Source organism: Pseudomonas sp. Z4-7 (genome assembly GCF_051131965.1).
GTDB lineage: Bacteria > Pseudomonadota > Gammaproteobacteria > Pseudomonadales > Pseudomonadaceae > Aquipseudomonas.
Map to the genome: position 1 here is coordinate 3,214,199 of NZ_CP071642.1, position 18,428 is coordinate 3,232,626.

The following is an 18,428-nucleotide window of genomic DNA, read 5'->3' on the forward strand; positions in this document are numbered from 1 at the left end:
AACACTCACGCCCCACATGCACCGGAGATTTACATGCTCAAGCGTACCCTGGCACTGGCCGTCGGTTTGACCCTGTCCCTGAGCTCCCTTCTGACGCAGGCGGCCGATACCTTGAAGGTCAGCGCGATTCCCGATGAAGCGCCGACCGAACTGCTGCGCAAGTTCAAGCCGCTGGGGGCGTACCTGGAGCAAAAAATCGGCATGAAAGTCGAGTTCGTACCGGTGAGCGATTACCCCGCCGTGGTCGAGGCGCTGGCAACCGACCGGATCGACCTGGCCTGGCTGGGCGGTTTCACCTTCGTGCAGGCTCGCCTGAAGACTGGTAACGCCATTCCGCTGGTGCAGCGCGAACAGGATGCCCAGTTCACCAGTAAATTCATCAGCGCCGACCCTGCGGTCAAATCCCTGGCCGACCTCAAGGGCAAAAGCTTTGCCTTCGGTTCGATCTCTTCCACCTCGGGCAGCCTGATGCCGCGTTATTTCATGCTCAAGGACGGCATCAAGCCGGAAACCTATTTCAGCCGCGTCGGCTACTCGGGCGCCCATGATGCGACGGCGGCCTGGGTCCAGGCGGGCAAGGTCGATGCCGGTGTGCTCAACGCCAGCGTCTGGGACAAACTGGTGGCGGCCGGCAAGGTCGACACCAGCAAGGTCAAGGTGTTCGCGACTACCCCGGCCTACTTCGATTACAACTGGACCGTGCGCGGCACGCTCGACCCGGCACTGGCGGCGAAGATCAAGGCGGCGTTCCTGGACCTCGATCCGGCGAACCCGAAGGACAAGGAAATCCTTGATCTGCAGGCCGCCAGCCGCTTCATCGAGACCAAGCCCGAGAACTACAAAGGCATCGAAGAAGCCGCACGCGCCGCCGAACTGCTGAAATGACATTACGTCTGACCCGAGCCAGCGTCATCCACGCCAACGGTGCGCAGGCGCTGCGTGGCGTGGATCTGCACATTGGCGCGGGGGAACAGGTCGCCATCATCGGCCCGTCCGGCGCGGGCAAGTCGAGCCTGCTCAATGTGCTCGCAACCGCCCTGCGGCCGGGCGCTGGCGAGGTGCAGGTACTGGGCGAGCCAGTCTGGCAATTGTCCGCGCGCCGGCGGCAGCGTCTGCGCGCACGCATCGGCCTGGTCCACCAGGCGCCTCCCCTGCCGCCGCGCCAACGGGTGGTCACCGCGGTGCTGGCCGGCAAGCTCGGCCAGTGGGGCCTGGGCAAGAGCCTGCTGAACCTGCTGCACCCGCTGGACATTCCCGGCGCTCGGGCGGCGTTGGCCCGGCTGGATCTGGGCGACAAGCTGTTCGCGCAATGCCAGCAGTTGTCCGGTGGGCAGCTGCAACGCGTCGGCATTGCCCGCGTGTTGTACCAGGCGCCCGAGGTATTGCTTGCGGACGAGCCGGTATCGGCGATGGACCCGGTGTTGGCCGAGCACACACTTGCGGTGCTCTGCCAGCATGCCCGGGAGCACCGCGTGACCCTGGTCACCAGCCTGCACGCGGTAGAGCTGGCGCTGGCGCATTTTTCCCGGATCATCGGTCTGCGTGACGGGCAGATTCTGTTCGACTTGCCGACCGAAGCGGTCGACCGCCAACTGCTCGACACGCTTTATGCCAACGAGCAATTGGAGTCCATGTCGAGCCCTCCACTCCCTACGAGCGTGCAGATTCCGCGATGCTGAAGCGTGACGCCCGGGACCCCGCCACCCGCCCTCGCCTGCTCCTGACCCTGTTGGCCCTGGCCTTGCTGTGGCCGGGCATTCGGTTCAGCGAGGTCGACCTCGGCGTGCTGCTGGCCAGCGACAGCCAGAGTGAAATGGGCCGGTTCGTCGCGGCGTTCTGGCCACCGGCCCATGACGAGACGTTTGTCGACCTGCTGCTGCAAGCCACCCTGCAGACACTGGCGATTGCCACCGCCGGCATGGCCCTGGCGCTGCTGGTGGCGGTCCCCGCGAGCCTGCTGGCCAGCCGCGCATTGTCCTTGTCGGCCGCCTACCGCTCCGGCAGGCCTGGCAATCTCGGCCAATGGTTGCGTTGGCCGATACGCAGCCTGTTGATCTTCCTGCGCAGCGTGCCGGAAATCGTCTGGGCCTTGCTCTTCGTGCGCGCTGTCGGCCTGGGTCCGACGGCCGGGGTGCTGGCGATCGCCATCACGTACAGCGGCATGCTGGGCAAGGTCTATGCGGAAATCTTCGAATCGGTCGACCAGCGCCCGGCACACGCATTGATGCAGGCCGGCAGCGGCCGGCTCGCGGCGTTCTGCTACGGGATCCTGCCCAACGTCGCCGCCGAGCTGCTGTCGTACACCGTGTATCGCTGGGAATGCGCCATCCGCGCGTCAGTGGTGATGGGTTTTGTCGGCGCGGGTGGCCTGGGCCAGCAGATGGACCTGTCGTTGCGCATGTTCGCCGGCGGTGAAGTGGCCAGCCTGCTGCTGACCTTCCTGGTGCTGGTGATGTTCGCCGATCAGCTCAGCCGCCTGCTGCGCTGGAGACTGGCATGAATCGGCTGTTCAACGTGCTATTGCTGCTGGGCATTTGTGCGGCGGTCGTCGCTTCGTTCGGCTATCTGGGCATCGACCTGGGCGCGTTGGGTGACAGCGCGAGCCTCAAGCAGATGGCCGCTTATGCGCAACGCTTCCTCAGTCCGGACCTGAGCCCGGCGTACCTCAAGGCGATCGGCCACGGCGCGCTGGAAACCATCGCCATGTCCGCCATCGGCACATTGCTCGCGGCGGTGCTGGGGCTGGCACTGGCACTGCCGGCCGCCGGGCGCCTTGGCTGGCCGTTGCAAAGCGTCTCGCGCCTGGTGTTGAACGCGTTGCGCGCGGTTCCGGAACTGGTGTGGGCGGCGCTGATGGTGTTTGCCGCCGGGCTCGGCCCCAATGCCGGCACGCTGGCGCTGACCCTGCACACCATCGGCGTGCTCGGCCGGCTGTTCGCCGAGGCGCTGGAAAACACCCCGTCGCAGCCCGCCGATGCGATCCGTTTGCAAGGTGGCAGCGCGCTCGCGGCTTTCTGCTACGGCACCCTGCCCAACCTGATGCCGCAGCTGCTCGCCTACACCCTCTACCGCTGGGAGAACAACATTCGTATGGCCAGTGTGCTGGGCTTCGTCGGCGCCGGCGGCCTGGGCCAGATGCTCTATGTCAGCCTCAGCCTGTTCCAGGAAGCCCAAGGCAGCACGGTGATCCTGGCCATGCTGTTGCTGGTCTTCATAGTCGATACCCTGAGCAGTTGGAGCCGCCAGCGCTGGGTCAAGGCCTGACGGCCGCCCGGCGCGCCGTCACCACAGCGCCATCGAGTAACTGACGATCAGGCGATTTTCGTCCAGGTCATTGCCGAAGTTCGAGCGCACCGAGGCATTGCGCCATTTGAGCCCCAGCCCCTTCAACGTGCCGTCCTGGATCACATAGGCGATATCGCTGTTGCGCTCCCATTCCTTGCCTTCACCCGGCGCGCTGCGTTGCACGTTGTCGCCACTGATGTAGCGGGTCATGAACGTCAGCCCCGGCACGCCGAGGCCGGCAAAGTTGTAGTCGTAACGGGCCTGCCAGGAGCGCTCGTCGACATTGGCGAAATCACCGATCTGGACGAAGTTGACCAGATACGGATCGCTGCGCGAGATGTAGGGAAATGGGTCGTCGCCGCTCATGCGTTGGTAACCCAGGCCCAGGGCGTGCCCATCGAGGCTATAGGTGAACATCGCCCCGAACGCCTGGTTGTCGATAGCGCGGAAGCTGCCGTCCTCGGTGCTGCGGGAATAACGCACGTCGCTTTTCAATGATTGGCCCGCGCCCAGGTCCAGGCTATGGACCAAGCCCAGGTAGTTCTGCTGATAGATGTCCTCCAGTTTGCCGTAGCGGTATTGCGCCGTTAGATTCGGCAGGAACTGGTAGTCCGCTCCGGCGAACTGGAAGCGGTCGCTGATGCCTCCAATGCGGTTGGCCGTCATGTCCTGATAGTGGGTGGAGTCGACGAAGTTGATCTGTGTAAGCTGCCCGGCAGTCAGCTTCAGACGGTCGATTTCCTGCACGCTCAACAGCCCGCCCTTGAAGGTCCCGGGGAGCAGGCGCGTATCGTTGGAATTGACCACCGGGTCCTTGATTTGCAGGGTGCCCACTTTCAGGGTGCTGTTGGACAAGCGTGCCTTCGCGGTGAGGCCAAGTTCGCCGTAGCGGTCCTGGGAACCCCCGGACGAGTCTGCCTGCAACAGATTGGTGCCTGCCGTACCGCCGCCCGAATCCAGTTTGAAACCGGCCATGGCCAACGCGTCCAGCCCGAACCCCAAGGTCCCGGCGGTGTAGCCCGACTCGATGCGCAACAGGAAGCCTTGCGCCCACTCCTCGGCCTTGTCCCGCGCGCCCTCCTGCCGAAAATCGCGGTTGAAGTAGAAGTTGCGGGCTTCCAGGCTGGCCTTGCTGTCGCTGATGACATCGGCGTGAGCACTCGACGCGCTCATCAGACCGAGGCCGAGCAACGTGCCCACGGGTTTACGGTTGAAATGATTAGCGATGAAGCGGTGCATGGCGTGCTCCTTTTTTATGGGCGCGAGTGTTCCCGTCGGGGACGGCTGGCGCGCCTCGCTTATTGTTTGGGGCAGTGTCTTGAACGTCGCCCATGGAGGCGACGTGACGTTCTCGCAAGAGAGACGATGAACCCGTGGCGAGGGAGCTTGCTCCCGCTGGGCTGCGCAGCAGACCCATTTTATGAACGCTTCGCGCTCAAGCGGGAGCAAGCTCCCTCGCCACGGGATATCAATCGTTCAAGCGAACAACATTGACGTCGGGGCAGATTCTTCCCACCGGCGCCGGACAGCGTCAAACGGGAAAAAAGCCGGCTCGGGCATAAGAAAATCTGATGCATGGCGGGTCGCAGCTGATCTGACTTCGCTGCCTTGAGCGTCGGATAACTTTTTGTTGTCAGGGGGTACCAGTTTTCCTTGTTGGACGCCGTTGTCCGGGGCTTCTACAAAGGAGCTCTAACAAAAAACCAATGGAGATCCCAGATGCCGCCGTCCGCCCTGACATTCGAACAACTGCAGCAGTGTTCACCCCAGGCCCTGCGCCAGAACATCGCGGCCGGCCGCTACCATGGCCACACCAGCGGCCTGGGCCAGGGCCGGGTGCAAGCCAACATCGTGATCCTGCCGGGTGACTGGGCCGACGAATTCCTGCGCTACTGCACGCTCAACCGCCAGGCGTGTCCGGTCCTGGACGTGAGCGAACCGGGGGATCCGTTCCTGCGCAACCTCGGCGCGCCCATCGATATCCGCCACGAAGTACCGCGCTATCGGGTCTTTCGTCACGGCGAGTTGAGCGAAGAGCCGATGGACATCGAACACCTGTGGCAGGACGACATGGTGACCTTCGCTCTCGGCTGCTCGTTCTCGTTCGAGCAACCCCTGCTGGAGGCCGGTATACGCCTGCGGCACATTGACCTGGGGCGCAACGTCGCCATGTTTCGCACCAACATCGACACGCGCGCCACCGCGCGCCTGTCTGGCAAAATGGTCGTGAGCATGCGCCCGATGAAGGCCGCCGCGGCGATCCAGGCGATCCAGATCACCGGACGCATGCCCAGCGTCCATGGCGCCCCGGTCCACATGGGTGATCCGTCGTTGATCGGCATTCATTCTTTGGACACGCCGGACTATGGCGACGCGGTGCCGGTGCAAGCCGACGAGATCCCGGTGTTCTGGGCCTGTGGCGTGACGCCGCAATCGGTGGTGCAGGCTTCGCGACCGCCGCTGTGCATCACTCACGCGCCGGGTTGTATGCTGGTGACCGACGTCTTGAACAGCGCGTTGTGATACCCGACCTGAAATGGAGATCTGATGAACAGCCCGCAGCGATCAATCGAAAATTACATCCGCGCCAAGGACGGCAACCGCCCTCACCTGCTGGATCAGGCCTTCATCCAGGACGCAGTCCTGGACATGGTGGTCCGCACCGGCTCCATCGCCTTCCCGGAGCATGTCGAAGGTCGTGGCGCGATCGGTGACGTGCTGGTAAGCCGGTTCAACCAGGCGTTCGAAAACGTCTACACGTTCTGCCTGGGCAACCCTCCTCATGCCAACGTCCGCACCTACGAGTGTAAATGGTTGGTCGCGATGTCGGATAAACACAGCGGTGAGGTCAGGGTCGGTTGTGGCCGCTACGACTGGCGATTCAGCTCCGAGTCCGGGCTGTCCGAGGGGCTCACGATAACCATCGAACACATGAAGACCCTGCCGGCAGCCGAGCTTACGGAAGTCATGGCCTGGGTGTCGGGTCTGGAATATCCGTGGTGCGACGCCGCTGCGGTCCTCGGCGAGGTGCCGGATTCAAGGGCGCTTGAAGACGTGGTCCAATACCTCTCGTCCAGGGATTGCAGGACCGGTTGATCACCGGCGCTCCCGGACAATCCAATACCTAGCCCCGCCCGTTTCAGGAGCCGCCGCCCATGAATATCAAGTTTCTGGAAACCTTCGTCTGGGTCGCCCGCCTGAAGAGTTTTCGCCTCACGGCGGAAAAGCTGTTCACCACCCAGGCGTCGATTTCCAGCCGGATTGCAGCCCTGGAAGACGAGTTGGGCGTGCGTCTGTTCGTGCGTGATTCCAAGGGCGTGTCATTGACTTCCGAAGGCCAGCGGGTGCTGGAGTACGCCGAGCGCATCATGGACACCATGCACAGCATGAAAGCCGTGATCAAGGACCCGCGCCAGGTACGCGGACGGATTCGCATCGGCGCGATGGACACGGTGATCCATACCTGGCTCAGCCCGTTGGTCACGCGCCTGATGGAATGCTACCCGGCGCTGGAAATCGAACTGTCGGCCGACACCGCGAGCAACCTGTGCACGCAACTGGAGAAAGGCTACCAGGACATCATTTTCCAGACCGACATCCTGCGCCTCGACAGCGTACGCAATGCGCTCCTGACGCGTTACCCGATGCACTGGGTGGTACGCACCGGCTCATCCTATGACCGCCACTATGCATCGCTGGACGAACTGTCCCAGGAGCGCATCGTGACCTTCTCGCGCAACTCCCGGCCCCACCAGGATCTCCTGAACATGCTGCACTCGGCCAACATCGTCTCGCCGCGGATCAATTGCGTGAACTCCGCCTCGGCGATCACCCGCCTGGTTCGTGACGGCTTTGGTATCGGCGCCATGCCGGCGGCGCTGGTGGTAGGCGAATTGAACCAGGGCAGCTTGACGCTGGTGGACGGCGTGCCGCTGCCGTCGGTGATGGACATCGTCGCCAGTTGGCGGACCGGCGCGGGCATGGAGCGGGTCGAAGACATCGTCAGCCTGACGCGGGAGGTGGTGGACGACTACGTGGGGCAACTGCCGGCGCCGTACCGGTTGGTGGTAAGCGAGGCCCCGTCTAACTGTCAGTGAACTGCAACATCTCGGACTTATTCTCGGATGAGCACGCCGCGGCGAACCGCTGCCGGCGCCCGCTCGGGATGGTCCAGGGAGTCCGCCATGAAAATCAGTGTGTTCGGCAGTGGTTACGTTGGATTGGTGCAAGCCGTCGTGTTGGCCGAGGTCGGTCATGACGTGGTGTGCATGGACATCGATGAGCAGAAGATCGAGCTCTTGCGTCAGGGCCAGGTGAGCATTTTCGAACCGGGCCTGGCGACGTTGGTGCGCGAGGGGCTGGAAGCCGGGCGTTTGCGCTTTACCTGTGATGAACAGGTTGCGGTGCAGCATGGGCAGGTCCTGTTTATTGCCGTGGGAACACCCTCCAGGGAGGACGGCTCGGCGGATCTGCGCCAAGTCCTCGCCGTTGGTGAGGCGGTCGCCCGCCATCGCGAACAGCCAATTGTTGTCGTGGAGAAGTCCACCGTGCCGGTGGGCACCGGCGACATCCTGCGGGCGCACATCGACCGATGCCTGCTCAAGGCCGGTCGCCTGCTGCAGTTCGATATCGTCTCCAACCCCGAATTTCTCAAGGAAGGCTCGGCGGTCGCTGATTGCCGCCGCCCGGATCGCATCGTGATCGGCTGCGAGCGTGAGGAGGTGCGCGAAACCATGCGCGACCTGTATGCTCCGTTCAACCGCAACCATGACCGGATCCTGTTCATGGACGTGCGCAGCGCGGAGCTGACCAAATACGCCGCCAACGGCATGCTGGCGACCAAGATCAGCTTCATCAACCAGATCGCCGAACTGGCCGAACACCTCGGCGCCGACATCGAGTCGGTGCGCCAGGGTATCGGCGCCGACTCGCGCATCGGCTATCACTTCATCTACCCAGGCTGCGGCTACGGCGGTTCATGTTTCCCCAAGGACATGCGCGCCTTGATCCACACGGCCGAGCAGGCGCGTTGCTCCAGCGATCTGCTGCAAGCGGTGGAAACCATCAACCAGCGGCAGAAACACAAGTTGTTCGAACGCATCCTGGCCTTCTACCAGGGTGACCTGCGGGGCAAGACCTTTGCACTGTGGGGCCTGGCCTTCAAGCCCAACACCGACGACATGCGCGACGCGCCCAGTCGCACCCTGTTGGAAGCGCTATGGTCCGCCGGGGCCAGCGTCCGGGCGTTTGATCCGGAGGCCATGCAACAGACCCAGCTGCTCTATCCCAATGAAGCGAAACTGATGCTCATGGGCACACCGGAATCGGTGCTGGCCGGGGCCGACGCGTTAATTATCTGCACCGAATGGCAGTCGTTCAAGGCGCCGGACTTCCAGTTGATCCAGCAACGCCTCAAGGCGCCAGTGATTTTTGACGGGCGCAACCTCTACGACCCGGATCGCATGGCCGACAGGGGCTTCAGCTATTTCCCGATGGGCCGGGGGCAATCCTGCGAATTACCCATCGCGCAGCAGTCGTGGCCGCGAGCCAGAAGTGCCTGACGTTCATTGCTTCAAAATAAATGCACTCAACCAGCATTAATATGAATTTGTAAGCAGGGTTGGCGAGCGGCACACTGTGCATCGTTCCTCCCCCAATTGTTGGAACACTTAAAGGGCTTTCAGGGATTCTCCCGTAAGCCCCTTTTTTTTGTTCGTTTTTTGGATGTTCGCTTGATGCTTGCTCGCTGGTTCCCCGCTGCTATCAATACCCGCCCCACCGAATGGAGTCGCGCCGCCATCGGCATGGCCCTTGGAACAATGTTCAGTGTCTGGCTCTGTGGCCAGGTATTCGGTCTTGAAGTGGCGCAACACCTGATCGGCCCGCTCGGCGCCTCGGCCGTGCTGTTGTTTGCGGTGTCATCGGGTGCCCTGGCCCAACCCTGGTCGATCTTCGGTGGTTATCTGTGCGCATCGGTCGTGGCGTTGCTCGTCGCCCATGTGCTCGGCCGCACGCTGGGTAGCGCATGCCTGGCGGCCGGCATGGCACTGGTGCTGATGTGCTGGCTGCGTTGCCTGCATCCACCGGCCGGCGCCCTGGCGGCAACGCTGGTGCTGGCGGACGCAACCATCGTCGCCCTCGACTGGCAGGCGCTTGGCGCCGCCATGCTGGCCGGCTCCGGCCTGCTCGTCTTCGCGCTGGCCTACAACAACTTCACGCGGGTGCGCTATCCCAAGCCAGCCAGCGAGCCGGTAGCGGTGATTCCCGCCGACCATCCCCCCGTCGATCGCCAGGCGATCACCGCCGAAGACTTGAAACTTGCGCTTGAGGAAATGGAAGCATTCTTCGACGTAACCCCCGAGGATCTCGAACAATTGATCCACGCCAGCGAGCGGCATGCCAAGCGTCGCAGCATCACCGAGGTGCTGTCGGGTCGCGGCTGAGCCTGTGGCTGCTATAAATATGCAGACAGGACCTGCACGTATCCCGGTTGTGCAATGCAAATTTGCGCTGTTACGATCCCGACCGGGTACGCGCTTAAAAATTTATAAAGAACAATAAAAGCAGGGAGTTAGCGATGACAGTTCAGGTTTCATCCCAAGCTGCGGGCAGCATCGAAACCGCGCCTTACGAGGTGTTGGTCGACGTTCGCAACCACATCGGCCACCTGACCCTGAACCGCCCCGCCGGCCTGAATGCCCTGACCCTGGGCATGGTGCGCAGCTTGCAGCAGCAACTCGATAGCTGGGCCACCGATTCGCAGATCCGCGCCGTTGTCTTGCGCGGTGCCGGCGACAAGGCGTTTTGTGCGGGCGGCGATATCCGCTCGCTGTACGACAGCCACAAGCAGGGCGACACCCTGCACGAAGATTTCTTCGTCGAGGAATACGCCCTCGACCTGACTATCCACCATTACCGCAAACCGATCCTCGCCTTGATGGACGGCTTCGTGCTGGGCGGCGGCATGGGTCTGGTGCAAGGCGCCGACCTGCGGGTGGTGACCGAGCACAGCCGACTGGGCATGCCGGAAGTCGGCATTGGTTATTTCCCGGATGTCGGTGGCAGCTATTTCCTGCCGCGCATTCCCGGTGAACTGGGTATCTACCTGGGCGTCAGCGGGGTGCAGATCCGCGCCGCCGACGCGTTGTATTGCGGGCTGGCCGACTGGTATCTCGACAGCCAGAAAATCACCCAGCTCGATGAACGTCTCGACCGCCTGGACTGGCGCGATTCACCGCTCAAGGACCTGCAAAGCCTGCTGGCGAAAATGGCGGTCCAACAGTTGCCTGCCCCGCCCCTGGCCGAATTGCGGCCGGCCATCGATCATTTCTTCGCCCTGCCGGATGTACCGAGCATGGTCGAGCAGTTGCGCCAGGTCACGGTCGCCAACAGCCACGAGTGGGCGCTGAAGACCGCCGAGCTGCTGGAAACCCGCTCGCCCCTGGCGATGGCGGTGACCCTCGAAATGCTGCGACGCGGCCGGCACCTGAGCCTGGAAGACTGTTTTGCCCTGGAGCTGCACCTGGACCGGCAATGGTTCGCGCGCGGCGACCTGATCGAAGGCGTACGTGCCCTGCTGATCGATAAAGACAAGAACCCGCGCTGGAACCCACCGACCCTGGAAGCGCTGGACGCCGACCATGTGGCGAGTTTCTTCGACGGCTTCGACTACCACGGGAATTGAACATGCACGACCTTGAGCTGACCGAAGAACAAGTGATGATCCGCGACATGGCCCGTGATTTCGCCCGCGGTGAAATCGCGCCCCACGCCCAGGCCTGGGAAAAAGCCGGCTGGATCGACGATGGGCTGGTGGCAAAAATGGGCGAACTGGGCCTGCTGGGCATGGTGGTGCCCGAGGAATGGGGCGGTACCTATGTCGACTACGTGGCCTACGCCCTGGCGGTGGAGGAAATCTCGGCAGGTGACGGTGCTACTGGAGCACTGATGAGCATCCACAACTCCGTAGGTTGCGGGCCGGTACTCAATTTCGGCAGCGATGAGCAGAAACAGACCTGGCTGGCGGATCTCGCCAGCGGCCAGGCCATCGGCTGCTTCTGCCTGACCGAACCACAGGCCGGCTCCGAGGCGCACAACCTGCGTACGCGGGCGGAACTGAAAGAGGGTCAATGGGTAATCAACGGCGCGAAGCAGTTCGTCAGCAATGGCAAGCGCGCCAAGCTGGCGATCGTGTTTGCCGTGACGGATGCGGACCTTGGCAAAAAAGGCATTTCGGCGTTCCTGGTGCCCACCGACACGCCCGGTTTCATCGTTGACCGCACCGAACACAAGATGGGTATTCGAGCCTCGGATACCTGTGCCGTCACGCTGAGCAACTGCACCATTCCCGAAGCCAACCTGCTGGGCGCACGGGGCAAAGGCCTGGCCATCGCCCTGTCCAACCTCGAAGGCGGGCGCATCGGCATTGCCGCCCAGGCCCTGGGCATCGCCCGTGCGGCATTCGAAGCGGCCCTGGCCTATTCCCGGGATCGGGTGCAGTTCGACAAACCGATCATCGAACACCAGAGCATCGCCAATCTGCTGGCCGACATGCACACCCGCCTGAACGCCGCTCGCCTGCTGATCCTGCATGCCGCGCGACTGCGCAGCGCCGGCAAGCCATGCCTGTCGGAGGCGTCGCAAGCCAAGCTGTTCGCCTCGGAAATGGCCGAGAAAGTCTGCTCCTCGGCGATTCAGATCCATGGCGGCTATGGCTATCTTGAGGATTACCCGGTGGAGCGCTATTACCGCGACGCGCGGATCACCCAGATCTACGAAGGGTCGAGCGAGATTCAGCGGATGGTGATTGCTCGGGAGCTCAGGCACCACCTGGTGTGATGCCAGAAGCTTCGCGAGCAGGCTCGCTCCCACAGGGTTCATGTGGGAGCATCAGCCTGGAGACCATCCCCTGTGGCGAGGGAGCTTGCTCCCGCTGGCCTGCGAAGCGGGCCGCTGCTTTCTCCAGGTGAATCGCATTGACCGGTTTTGCGACTGCTGCGCAGCCGAGCGGGAGCAAGCTCCCTCGCCACGGAAGATCAGTTCAGTATCGCAATGCTGTGAGGGCGGGCTTGTGTGGGAGCGGGCTTGCTCGCGAACTCGGTATGTCTGTCCCGGCGATGCTGAATGTTCTGGCCCCATCGCGAGCAGGCTCGCTCCCACAGGCTCAGGGGAAGCGTCAGCCTGGAGACCATCCCCTGTGGCGAGGGAGCTTGCTCCCGCTGGCCTGCGAAGCGGGCCCCTGCTTTCTCCAGATAAATCGCATTGACCGGTTTTGCGACTGCTGCGCAGCCGAGCGGGAGCAAGCTCCCTCGCCACGGAGGATCGGTTCAACGCCGTATTACTTGTCCTGGAACTGCGCCGCGCGTTTGGCCACGAACGCCGCCATGCCTTCTTTCTGATCCAGCGTGGCGAACGCCGCGTGGAATACCCGGCGCTCAAAACGCACGCCCTCGGACAGGCTGACTTCGAAGGCGCGGTTGACGCTCTCTTTGACCATCATGCTGATGGGCACCGATTTGGAGGCGATCAAGGCCGCGGTTTTCAGGGCTTCGTCCAGCAACTCGTCAGCCGGAACGATGCGCGCCACGATGCCGCAACGCTCGGCTTCCACCGCGTCGATGAAGCGCCCGGTCAGGCACATTTCCATGGCCTTGGCCTTGCCCACCGCACGGGTCAGGCGTTGGGTGCCACCCATGCCCGGCAGCACGCCGAGATTGATTTCCGGCTGGCCGAACCTGGCGTTGTCACCGGCCAGGATGAAGTCACACATCAGGGCCAGTTCGCAGCCGCCGCCCAAGGCAAAACCGTTCACCGCCGCGATGATCGGCTTGCGGCGATTGGCAACCCGGTCGCTGTCGCTGAACAGATCGTCCAGGTAGATCTGCGGATAGGTCAGTTCGGCCATCTCCTTGATATCGGCGCCAGCGGCAAAGGCTTTTTTCGAGCCGGTCAGGACGATGCAGCCGATCTTCGGATCCGCCTCCAGGCGGTCCAGTGCCTGGTTCAGCTCGCTGACGATCTGCGCATTCAGGGCGTTCAGCGCCTGGGGACGGTTGAGAGTGATCAGGCCAACACGGTCCTTGATCTCCAATAAAATCGTTTCGTAGCTCATGCGGGACTCCTGTTCAAAGGTTGCGCGAAATGACCATGCGCTGAATGTCGCTGGTGCCTTCGTAGATCTGACAGACCCGCACGTCGCGGTAGATGCGCTCCAGCGGGAAATCGTTGAGGTAACCGTAGCCACCGAGGGTTTGCAAGGCCATGGAGCAGACCTTCTCGGCCATTTCCGAGGCGAACAGCTTGGCCATGGACGCTTCGACCAGCGCCGGCTGGCCGGCATCGCGCAGCGCGGCGGCGTAGTGCACCATCTGCCGCGCCACGGCGATCTGGGTCGCCATGTCGGCCAGGCGGAACGCCACGGCCTGATGCTCGATGATCGGCTTGCCGAAGCTCTGGCGTTCACGGGCATAGTCGCGAGCGGCTTCGAACGCCGCGCGGGCCATGCCCACCGACTGCGCCGCGATGCCGACTCGCCCGCCTTCGAGGTTCGCCAGGGCGATCCTGTAGCCGTCACCCTCCTCCCCGAGACGATTGGCCACCGGCACCTTCACATCCTCGAAAAGGATCTGGCAGGTATCGGAAGCATGCTGGCCGAGTTTGTCCTCGACCCGCGCGACGCTGTAGCCCGGCGAATCGGTGGGCACAATGAACGCACTGATGCCACGCTTGCCGGCGCTCGGGTCGGTGACGGCAAACACGATGACCATGCCAGCGTTCTGCCCGGACGTGATGAACTGTTTGCAACCGTTGAGCACGTAATGGTCGCCCTCCAGCCGCGCCCGCGTCTTCAGGCTGCTGGCGTCGGAGCCAGCCTGGGGCTCGGTCAGGGCGAAGGCGCCGAGCATCGCGCCACTGGCCAGCGGCGTGAGGAAACGGGTCTTTTGTTCGTCGGTGCCGAACTTGAGGATCGGCACGCAGCCCACCGAATTGTGCACGCTCATGATCGTCGAGCAGGCACCGTCGCCGGCGGCGATTTCCTCCAGGGTCATCGCATAGGCCAGGTAGCCCGTGTCACAGCCGCCCCATTGCTCCGGCACCAGCATGCCGAAAAAGCCCAGTTCGGCCATTTCAGCGATGGCCTCCTTGGGGAAGCGGTGCTCACGGTCCCATTCGGCGGCGAACGGCTTCAAGCGCTCCTGGGCGAATTGCCGGGCCATGTCGCGGATCTGGGTCTGTTCTTCAGTCGCAAGCATTGTGATTCCTCAGTACAGGCATTCAACGGCCATGGCCGTGGCTTCGCCGCCGCCGATGCAGATCGCCGCGACACCGCGCTTGAGGCCTTTCTGGCGCAGGGCTGAGAGCAGCGTCACGAGGATCCGCGCGCCGGATGCGCCGATCGGGTGGCCCAGGGCACAGGCGCCGCCGTGGACGTTGACCTTGTCATGGGGGATTTCCAGCTTGTCCATCGTCACCAGGCCGACCACGGCGAAAGCTTCGTTGACTTCGAACAGATCGACGTCGCCCAGCGACCAGCCGGTCTTGCCCATCAGTTTTTTCACCGCACCAATCGGTGCCGTGGGAAACAGGCCCGGGGCGTCGGCGAACGCGGCGTGGCCGTGAATCACCGCCAGCGGTTTCAGACCGCGCTGCTGCGCCTGGCTCTGGCGCATCAGCACCAGGGCGGCGGCGCCATCGGAAATCGAGCTGGCGTTGGCCGCCGTCACCGTACCACCGTCGCGGAACGCCGGCTTGAGCGTGGCGATCTTGTCGATCCGCGCCTTGGGCGGCTGCTCGTCGTGACGGATGGTGACCTGTTCCTTGCCGACCATGACCTGCACCGGCACGATCTCGGCGTCGAAGCTGCCGTCCTTGATCGCCTGCTGGGCACGGGTGGTGGACGCGATGGCGAAGGCATCCTGGGCCTCACGGCTGTAGCCGTTGGTCTCGGCGCAATCTTCGGCGAAAGTGCCCATCAGGCGGCCCTTGTCGTAGGCGTCTTCGAGGCCGTCGAGGAACATATGGTCAAGCACCTTGCCATGGCCCATGCGCAAGCCGCTGCGGGCACGATCAAGCAGGTACGGCGCGTTGGACATGCTTTCCATACCGCCAGCCACCACCACTTCAGCGCTGCCGGCGACGAGCATATCGTGGGCGAGGATCGCCGCTTCCATGCCCGAACCGCACATCTTGTTGAGCGTGGTGCAGCGGGTCGATTTATCGAGCCCGGCGCCCAGCGCCGCCTGGCGTGCCGGCGCCTGGCCCTGCCCTGCGGCGAGCACACAACCGAACAGCACTTCTTCAACCGCCTGTGGCGAAATGCCGGCCCGCTCCACGGCGGCCTTGATGGCGGCAGCACCCAGCTGCGGCGCGCTGAGGCTTTTCAGTTCGCCCTGGAAGCCGCCCATCGGGGTGCGGACGGCGCTGACAATGACAATCGGATCGTTGGACATGACAAATCCTCCTATTTGGCGGCCATGCGCAAGGCGCCGTCGAGACGGATCACCTCGCCGTTGAGCATGCTGTTTTCAATGGTATGCCGGACCAGCGCGGCGTACTCGGCGGGTTTGCCCAGGCGCGGCGGGAACGGCACGCCGGAGGCCAGGGAGTCACGTACTTCCGGCGTCATGCCGGCCATCATCGGGGTTTCGAAGATCCCTGGCGCGATGGTCATCACGCGGATACCGAAGCGTGCCAGTTCACGGGCGGCTGGCAGCGTCAGGCTGGCAATCGCGCCCTTGGACGCCGCGTAGGCAGCCTGGCCGATCTGACCGTCGAAGGCTGCTACCGAGGCGGTATTGATGATCACGCCGCGTTCGCCGTCGGCGTTGGCCTCGGTTTCGGCAATGGCCGCTGCAGCCAGGCGCAGCAGGTTGAAGCTGCCGATCAGGTTGACGTTGATCACCTGACTGAAACTGGCGAGCGCATGAGGGCCGTTCTTGCCGAGGATCTTCTCGCCGCGCACGATGCCTGCGCAATTGACCAGGCCATTCAAGCCACCGAACGCATCCACCGTGGACTTGACTGCTGCTTCGGCTGCCGCTTCGTCGCTGATGTCGGCGACCACGCTCCGGCAACCGAGCTTTTGCGCCTGGGCGGCCACCGCATCGGCGTTAAGGTCGACCAGCATCACCTTGGCGCCGGCCTTGACGAGCATTTCGCCGGTGGCCGCGCCGAGGCCGGAAGCACCGCCGCTGACGAGGAAAATCTTGTTGTCGATCTGCATCATGGTTTCCTTGGATTCAAGCTGAAACGTTCTGCGCCAAGGCCTCTTGAGCCTTGGCGATCTCCTGGTTGCGCAAGATAAAGCGCTGCAACTTACCGCTGGGGGTCTTCGGCAAGTCGCTGACAAATTCAATTTCACGGGGGTACGCATGGGCCGCCAGGCGCTTGCGCACATGCTGGCGCAATTCTTCGGCCAGCTCCGGCGCTGCGCGGTACTGAGCGCTGAGCACCACAAAAGCTTTCACCAGCTCGGTGCGCTCAGGGTCGGGTTTGCCGATGACCGCGGCTTCCACCACGGCCGGGTGCTCGATCAGCGCGCTTTCCACGTCGAACGGGCCAACGCGATAGCCGGACGTGGTGATCACATCATCGCTGCGGCCGACGAAGCTGATGCTGCCGTCGGGGTTGGATTCGACGGTATCGCCACTCAAGTAATAATCGCCGACAAACGCCTTGGTCGGCCCGCCTTCGTAACCGGCGAACCAGCACATCGGCGACTGGCTGCGATCGACGGCAAGAATGCCTGGCTGCCCTACCCCCAACTCCCGTTGATTTTCATCCAGCACCACGATGCGGTGGCCCGGCGAGGCAAAGCCGGCCGCGCCCAAATGCACCGGGTGGTCGAGGCCGTGGTGGTTGCACAGCACCATGCCCAGCTCGGTCTGGCCGTAATGGTCATGGATCACCACGTTCAGGTTCTCGGCAAACCAGCGGATCACTTCCGGGTTCAGCGGCTCGCCGGCACTGCTGACGATGCGCAGCTTGCCCTGGATCGAGCGGGCGAACTGCTCGCCGCCAGCGATTAGCAAACGGTAGGCCGTTGGTGAGCCCGCCAGGTTGCTGATGCCATATTTGTTAATCACCCGGCAGGTGCTTTCCAACGTGAAGGGACCATCGTAGAAGGTGATCGGATGCCCCAGCGCCAGAGGCCCGGTCACGCCGAAATAGATGCCGTAGGCCCAGCCCGGGTCAGCGACGTTCCAGAACGCGTCTTCGGGACGCAAATCCACGGCGTCACGCATGTAGCTCTGGAACGCGACGATGGCCTTGAGCGGAACCGACAGCGCCTTGGCCGGCCCGGTGGTGCCGGAGGTGAACATCAGCAGGAACGGATCTTCGCCGGTCAGCATCAGCGGTTCGCACTGGTCGGAATGGTTGGCCAGTTCGGCCCAGAAACTGTAGTCGCCGCGGACGATGCCCTGGCCCTTCGCCCCGCCGACCGTAACGATGGTGGGGCACCCGAGCACTTCGTTGAGCTTGGGCCGGTTGCTGGCGTCGGTGACCACCACACGCGCGCCGGAGCTGCCGAGGCGGTGCTCGATGGCCTTGGGTCCGAATGCGGTGAACAGGGGCTGGTAAACCGCGCCGATACGCCAGGTGGCGAGCACCACGATCAGCAGTTCGGCATTGCGCGGCAGCAGGCCGGCGACCTTGTCGCCCTTGCCAACACCTTGGGCGCGCAGGAAATTGGCGAAACGCGCGGCGTTGTCCTGCAGGTCACGGTAAGTCCACGTCGCATCGCTGCCGTCACGCCCCTCCCAGAACAAGGCAATGCGCCCCGGCAAGGCATGCCGGTCGCAACATTCCACGCAGGCATTAAGCGCCTCGAGCGAACCGTGCAAAGCGGCATTGGCGGTGTGCAGGTAATCGAACTGCGACGTGGCGGACGAATAATCGCGCATGACCAGAATCCCTCTGTACTTTTTATTGGTGGGGAACCGTGAATAGCAGGGAAATACTCGCGCCGAAGGGGCTGCGGGGCAATGGTCAAAGCTTTCAAGTTGCTTGACTGGTTTGGCCATGGTTCGGGGGGTGTGTTGTCAGTGAGGTCCCTCTTCGCGAGCAGGCTCGCTCCCACATTGAAAATTGACCGTCCCATGTGGGAGCGAGCCTGCTCGCGAAGAGGGCAGCCCAGTCAACCA

Annotated in this window: 17 protein-coding genes; 11 read left to right on the forward strand and 6 right to left on the reverse strand. The window is 63.3% G+C overall.

The window, feature by feature from the left end:
• Positions 1 to 33 precede the first annotated feature (33 nt).
• Genes J3P91_RS14505 through phnE form a run of 4 tightly spaced genes read left to right on the forward strand, consistent with a single transcriptional unit; the run spans position 34 to position 3,264 of the window.
• Positions 34 to 885, forward strand: a complete 852-nt coding sequence (locus tag J3P91_RS14505) for a putative selenate ABC transporter substrate-binding protein (protein ID WP_434568378.1) — start codon at positions 34 to 36, stop codon at positions 883 to 885.
• Positions 882 to 1,679, forward strand: a complete 798-nt coding sequence (locus tag J3P91_RS14510; RefSeq protein WP_434600812.1) for a phosphonate ABC transporter ATP-binding protein — start codon at positions 882 to 884, stop codon at positions 1,677 to 1,679. Before J3P91_RS14505 ends, J3P91_RS14510 begins: the two co-directional genes overlap by 4 nt.
• Positions 1,673 to 2,500, forward strand: a complete 828-nt coding sequence (locus J3P91_RS14515) for a PhnE/PtxC family ABC transporter permease (RefSeq protein WP_434568376.1) — start codon at positions 1,673 to 1,675, stop codon at positions 2,498 to 2,500. The genes J3P91_RS14510 and J3P91_RS14515 overlap by 7 nt, the downstream gene beginning before the upstream one ends.
• Positions 2,497 to 3,264, forward strand: a complete 768-nt coding sequence (phnE, locus tag J3P91_RS14520) for a phosphonate ABC transporter, permease protein PhnE (protein WP_434568375.1) — start codon at positions 2,497 to 2,499, stop codon at positions 3,262 to 3,264. The genes J3P91_RS14515 and phnE overlap by 4 nt, the downstream gene beginning before the upstream one ends.
• An 18-nt stretch (positions 3,265 to 3,282) precedes the next feature.
• On the opposite strand, the gene J3P91_RS14525 is transcribed toward phnE, so the two are convergent.
• Positions 3,283 to 4,524 carry an OprD family porin gene (locus J3P91_RS14525; protein ID WP_434600813.1) on the reverse strand — a complete coding sequence of 414 codons (1,242 nt, stop codon included), beginning with the start codon at positions 4,522 to 4,524 and terminating at the stop codon, positions 3,283 to 3,285.
• 480 nt (positions 4,525 to 5,004) lie between these two features.
• On the opposite strand from J3P91_RS14525, the gene J3P91_RS14530 reads away from it, so the two are divergent.
• The 7 genes from J3P91_RS14530 (at position 5,005) to J3P91_RS14560 (ending at position 12,123) form a co-directional block, all read left to right on the forward strand.
• Positions 5,005 to 5,808 carry a putative hydro-lyase gene (locus J3P91_RS14530; RefSeq protein ID WP_434600814.1) on the forward strand — a complete coding sequence of 268 codons (804 nt, stop codon included), beginning with the start codon at positions 5,005 to 5,007 and terminating at the stop codon, positions 5,806 to 5,808.
• Positions 5,809 to 5,832: 24 nt separating this feature from the next.
• Entirely contained in the window at positions 5,833 to 6,381 is a 549-nt protein-coding gene (locus J3P91_RS14535; protein ID WP_434600815.1) for a hypothetical protein, read from the forward strand.
• Between the two features lie 59 nt (positions 6,382 to 6,440).
• The gene (locus J3P91_RS14540) at positions 6,441 to 7,382 is read left to right on the forward strand and encodes a LysR family transcriptional regulator (protein WP_434600816.1); all 942 of its coding nucleotides are present in this window, start codon (positions 6,441 to 6,443) and stop codon (positions 7,380 to 7,382) included.
• Positions 7,383 to 7,469: 87 nt separating this feature from the next.
• Entirely contained in the window at positions 7,470 to 8,846 is a 1,377-nt protein-coding gene (locus J3P91_RS14545; protein ID WP_434600817.1) for a UDP-glucose dehydrogenase family protein, read from the forward strand.
• A 174-nt stretch (positions 8,847 to 9,020) separates the two neighbouring features.
• On the forward strand, positions 9,021 to 9,728 hold the full coding sequence (locus tag J3P91_RS14550) for an HPP family protein (protein ID WP_434600818.1): 708 nt from the start codon (positions 9,021 to 9,023) through the stop codon (positions 9,726 to 9,728).
• 134 nt (positions 9,729 to 9,862) lie between these two features.
• Positions 9,863 to 10,969 (forward strand): enoyl-CoA hydratase/isomerase family protein, encoded by a 1,107-nt coding sequence (locus tag J3P91_RS14555; protein ID WP_434600819.1) that lies wholly within the window; start codon positions 9,863 to 9,865, stop codon positions 10,967 to 10,969.
• 2 nt (positions 10,970 to 10,971) lie between these two features.
• A complete protein-coding gene (locus J3P91_RS14560) occupies positions 10,972 to 12,123 on the forward strand; it encodes an acyl-CoA dehydrogenase family protein (RefSeq protein ID WP_434600820.1) in 1,152 nt (383 codons plus the stop codon).
• Positions 12,124 to 12,622: 499 nt separating this feature from the next.
• On the opposite strand, the gene J3P91_RS14565 is transcribed toward J3P91_RS14560, so the two are convergent.
• Genes J3P91_RS14565 through J3P91_RS14585 form a run of 5 tightly spaced genes read right to left on the reverse strand, consistent with a single transcriptional unit; the run spans position 12,623 to position 18,188 of the window.
• Positions 12,623 to 13,396, reverse strand: a complete 774-nt coding sequence (locus J3P91_RS14565) for an enoyl-CoA hydratase (protein ID WP_434600821.1) — start codon at positions 13,394 to 13,396, stop codon at positions 12,623 to 12,625.
• A gap of 13 nt (positions 13,397 to 13,409) precedes the next feature.
• The gene (locus J3P91_RS14570; protein WP_434600822.1) at positions 13,410 to 14,537 is read right to left on the reverse strand and encodes an acyl-CoA dehydrogenase; all 1,128 of its coding nucleotides are present in this window, start codon (positions 14,535 to 14,537) and stop codon (positions 13,410 to 13,412) included.
• Positions 14,538 to 14,546: 9 nt separating this feature from the next.
• A complete protein-coding gene (locus tag J3P91_RS14575) occupies positions 14,547 to 15,734 on the reverse strand; it encodes an acetyl-CoA C-acyltransferase (protein WP_434568364.1) in 1,188 nt (395 codons plus the stop codon).
• Positions 15,735 to 15,745: 11 nt separating this feature from the next.
• Entirely contained in the window at positions 15,746 to 16,507 is a 762-nt protein-coding gene (locus J3P91_RS14580) for an SDR family NAD(P)-dependent oxidoreductase (protein ID WP_434605145.1), read from the reverse strand.
• A gap of 16 nt (positions 16,508 to 16,523) precedes the next feature.
• Positions 16,524 to 18,188, reverse strand: a complete 1,665-nt coding sequence (locus J3P91_RS14585; RefSeq protein ID WP_434600823.1) for an AMP-binding protein — start codon at positions 18,186 to 18,188, stop codon at positions 16,524 to 16,526.
• Between the last annotated feature and the right edge of the window lie 240 nt (positions 18,189 to 18,428).

Coding starts and splice junctions, on each gene's coding strand:
- J3P91_RS14530 (WP_434600814.1), top strand. CDS start 5,005: ATGCCGCCGTCCGCCCTGACATTCGAACAACTGCAGCAGTGTTCACCC.
- J3P91_RS14525 (WP_434600813.1), bottom strand. CDS start 4,524: ATGCACCGCTTCATCGCTAATCATTTCAACCGTAAACCCGTGGGCACG.
- J3P91_RS14535 (WP_434600815.1), top strand. CDS start 5,833: ATGAACAGCCCGCAGCGATCAATCGAAAATTACATCCGCGCCAAGGAC.
- J3P91_RS14515 (WP_434568376.1), top strand. CDS start 1,673: ATGCTGAAGCGTGACGCCCGGGACCCCGCCACCCGCCCTCGCCTGCTC.
- J3P91_RS14585 (WP_434600823.1), bottom strand. CDS start 18,188: ATGCGCGATTATTCGTCCGCCACGTCGCAGTTCGATTACCTGCACACC.
- J3P91_RS14575 (WP_434568364.1), bottom strand. CDS start 15,734: ATGTCCAACGATCCGATTGTCATTGTCAGCGCCGTCCGCACCCCGATG.
- J3P91_RS14510 (WP_434600812.1), top strand. CDS start 882: ATGACATTACGTCTGACCCGAGCCAGCGTCATCCACGCCAACGGTGCG.
- J3P91_RS14560 (WP_434600820.1), top strand. CDS start 10,972: ATGCACGACCTTGAGCTGACCGAAGAACAAGTGATGATCCGCGACATG.
- J3P91_RS14580 (WP_434605145.1), bottom strand. CDS start 16,507: ATGCAGATCGACAACAAGATTTTCCTCGTCAGCGGCGGTGCTTCCGGC.
- J3P91_RS14565 (WP_434600821.1), bottom strand. CDS start 13,396: ATGAGCTACGAAACGATTTTATTGGAGATCAAGGACCGTGTTGGCCTG.
- J3P91_RS14555 (WP_434600819.1), top strand. CDS start 9,863: ATGACAGTTCAGGTTTCATCCCAAGCTGCGGGCAGCATCGAAACCGCG.
- J3P91_RS14545 (WP_434600817.1), top strand. CDS start 7,470: ATGAAAATCAGTGTGTTCGGCAGTGGTTACGTTGGATTGGTGCAAGCC.
- J3P91_RS14540 (WP_434600816.1), top strand. CDS start 6,441: ATGAATATCAAGTTTCTGGAAACCTTCGTCTGGGTCGCCCGCCTGAAG.
- J3P91_RS14570 (WP_434600822.1), bottom strand. CDS start 14,537: ATGCTTGCGACTGAAGAACAGACCCAGATCCGCGACATGGCCCGGCAA.
- J3P91_RS14550 (WP_434600818.1), top strand. CDS start 9,021: ATGCTTGCTCGCTGGTTCCCCGCTGCTATCAATACCCGCCCCACCGAA.
- phnE (WP_434568375.1), top strand. CDS start 2,497: ATGAATCGGCTGTTCAACGTGCTATTGCTGCTGGGCATTTGTGCGGCG.
- J3P91_RS14505 (WP_434568378.1), top strand. CDS start 34: ATGCTCAAGCGTACCCTGGCACTGGCCGTCGGTTTGACCCTGTCCCTG.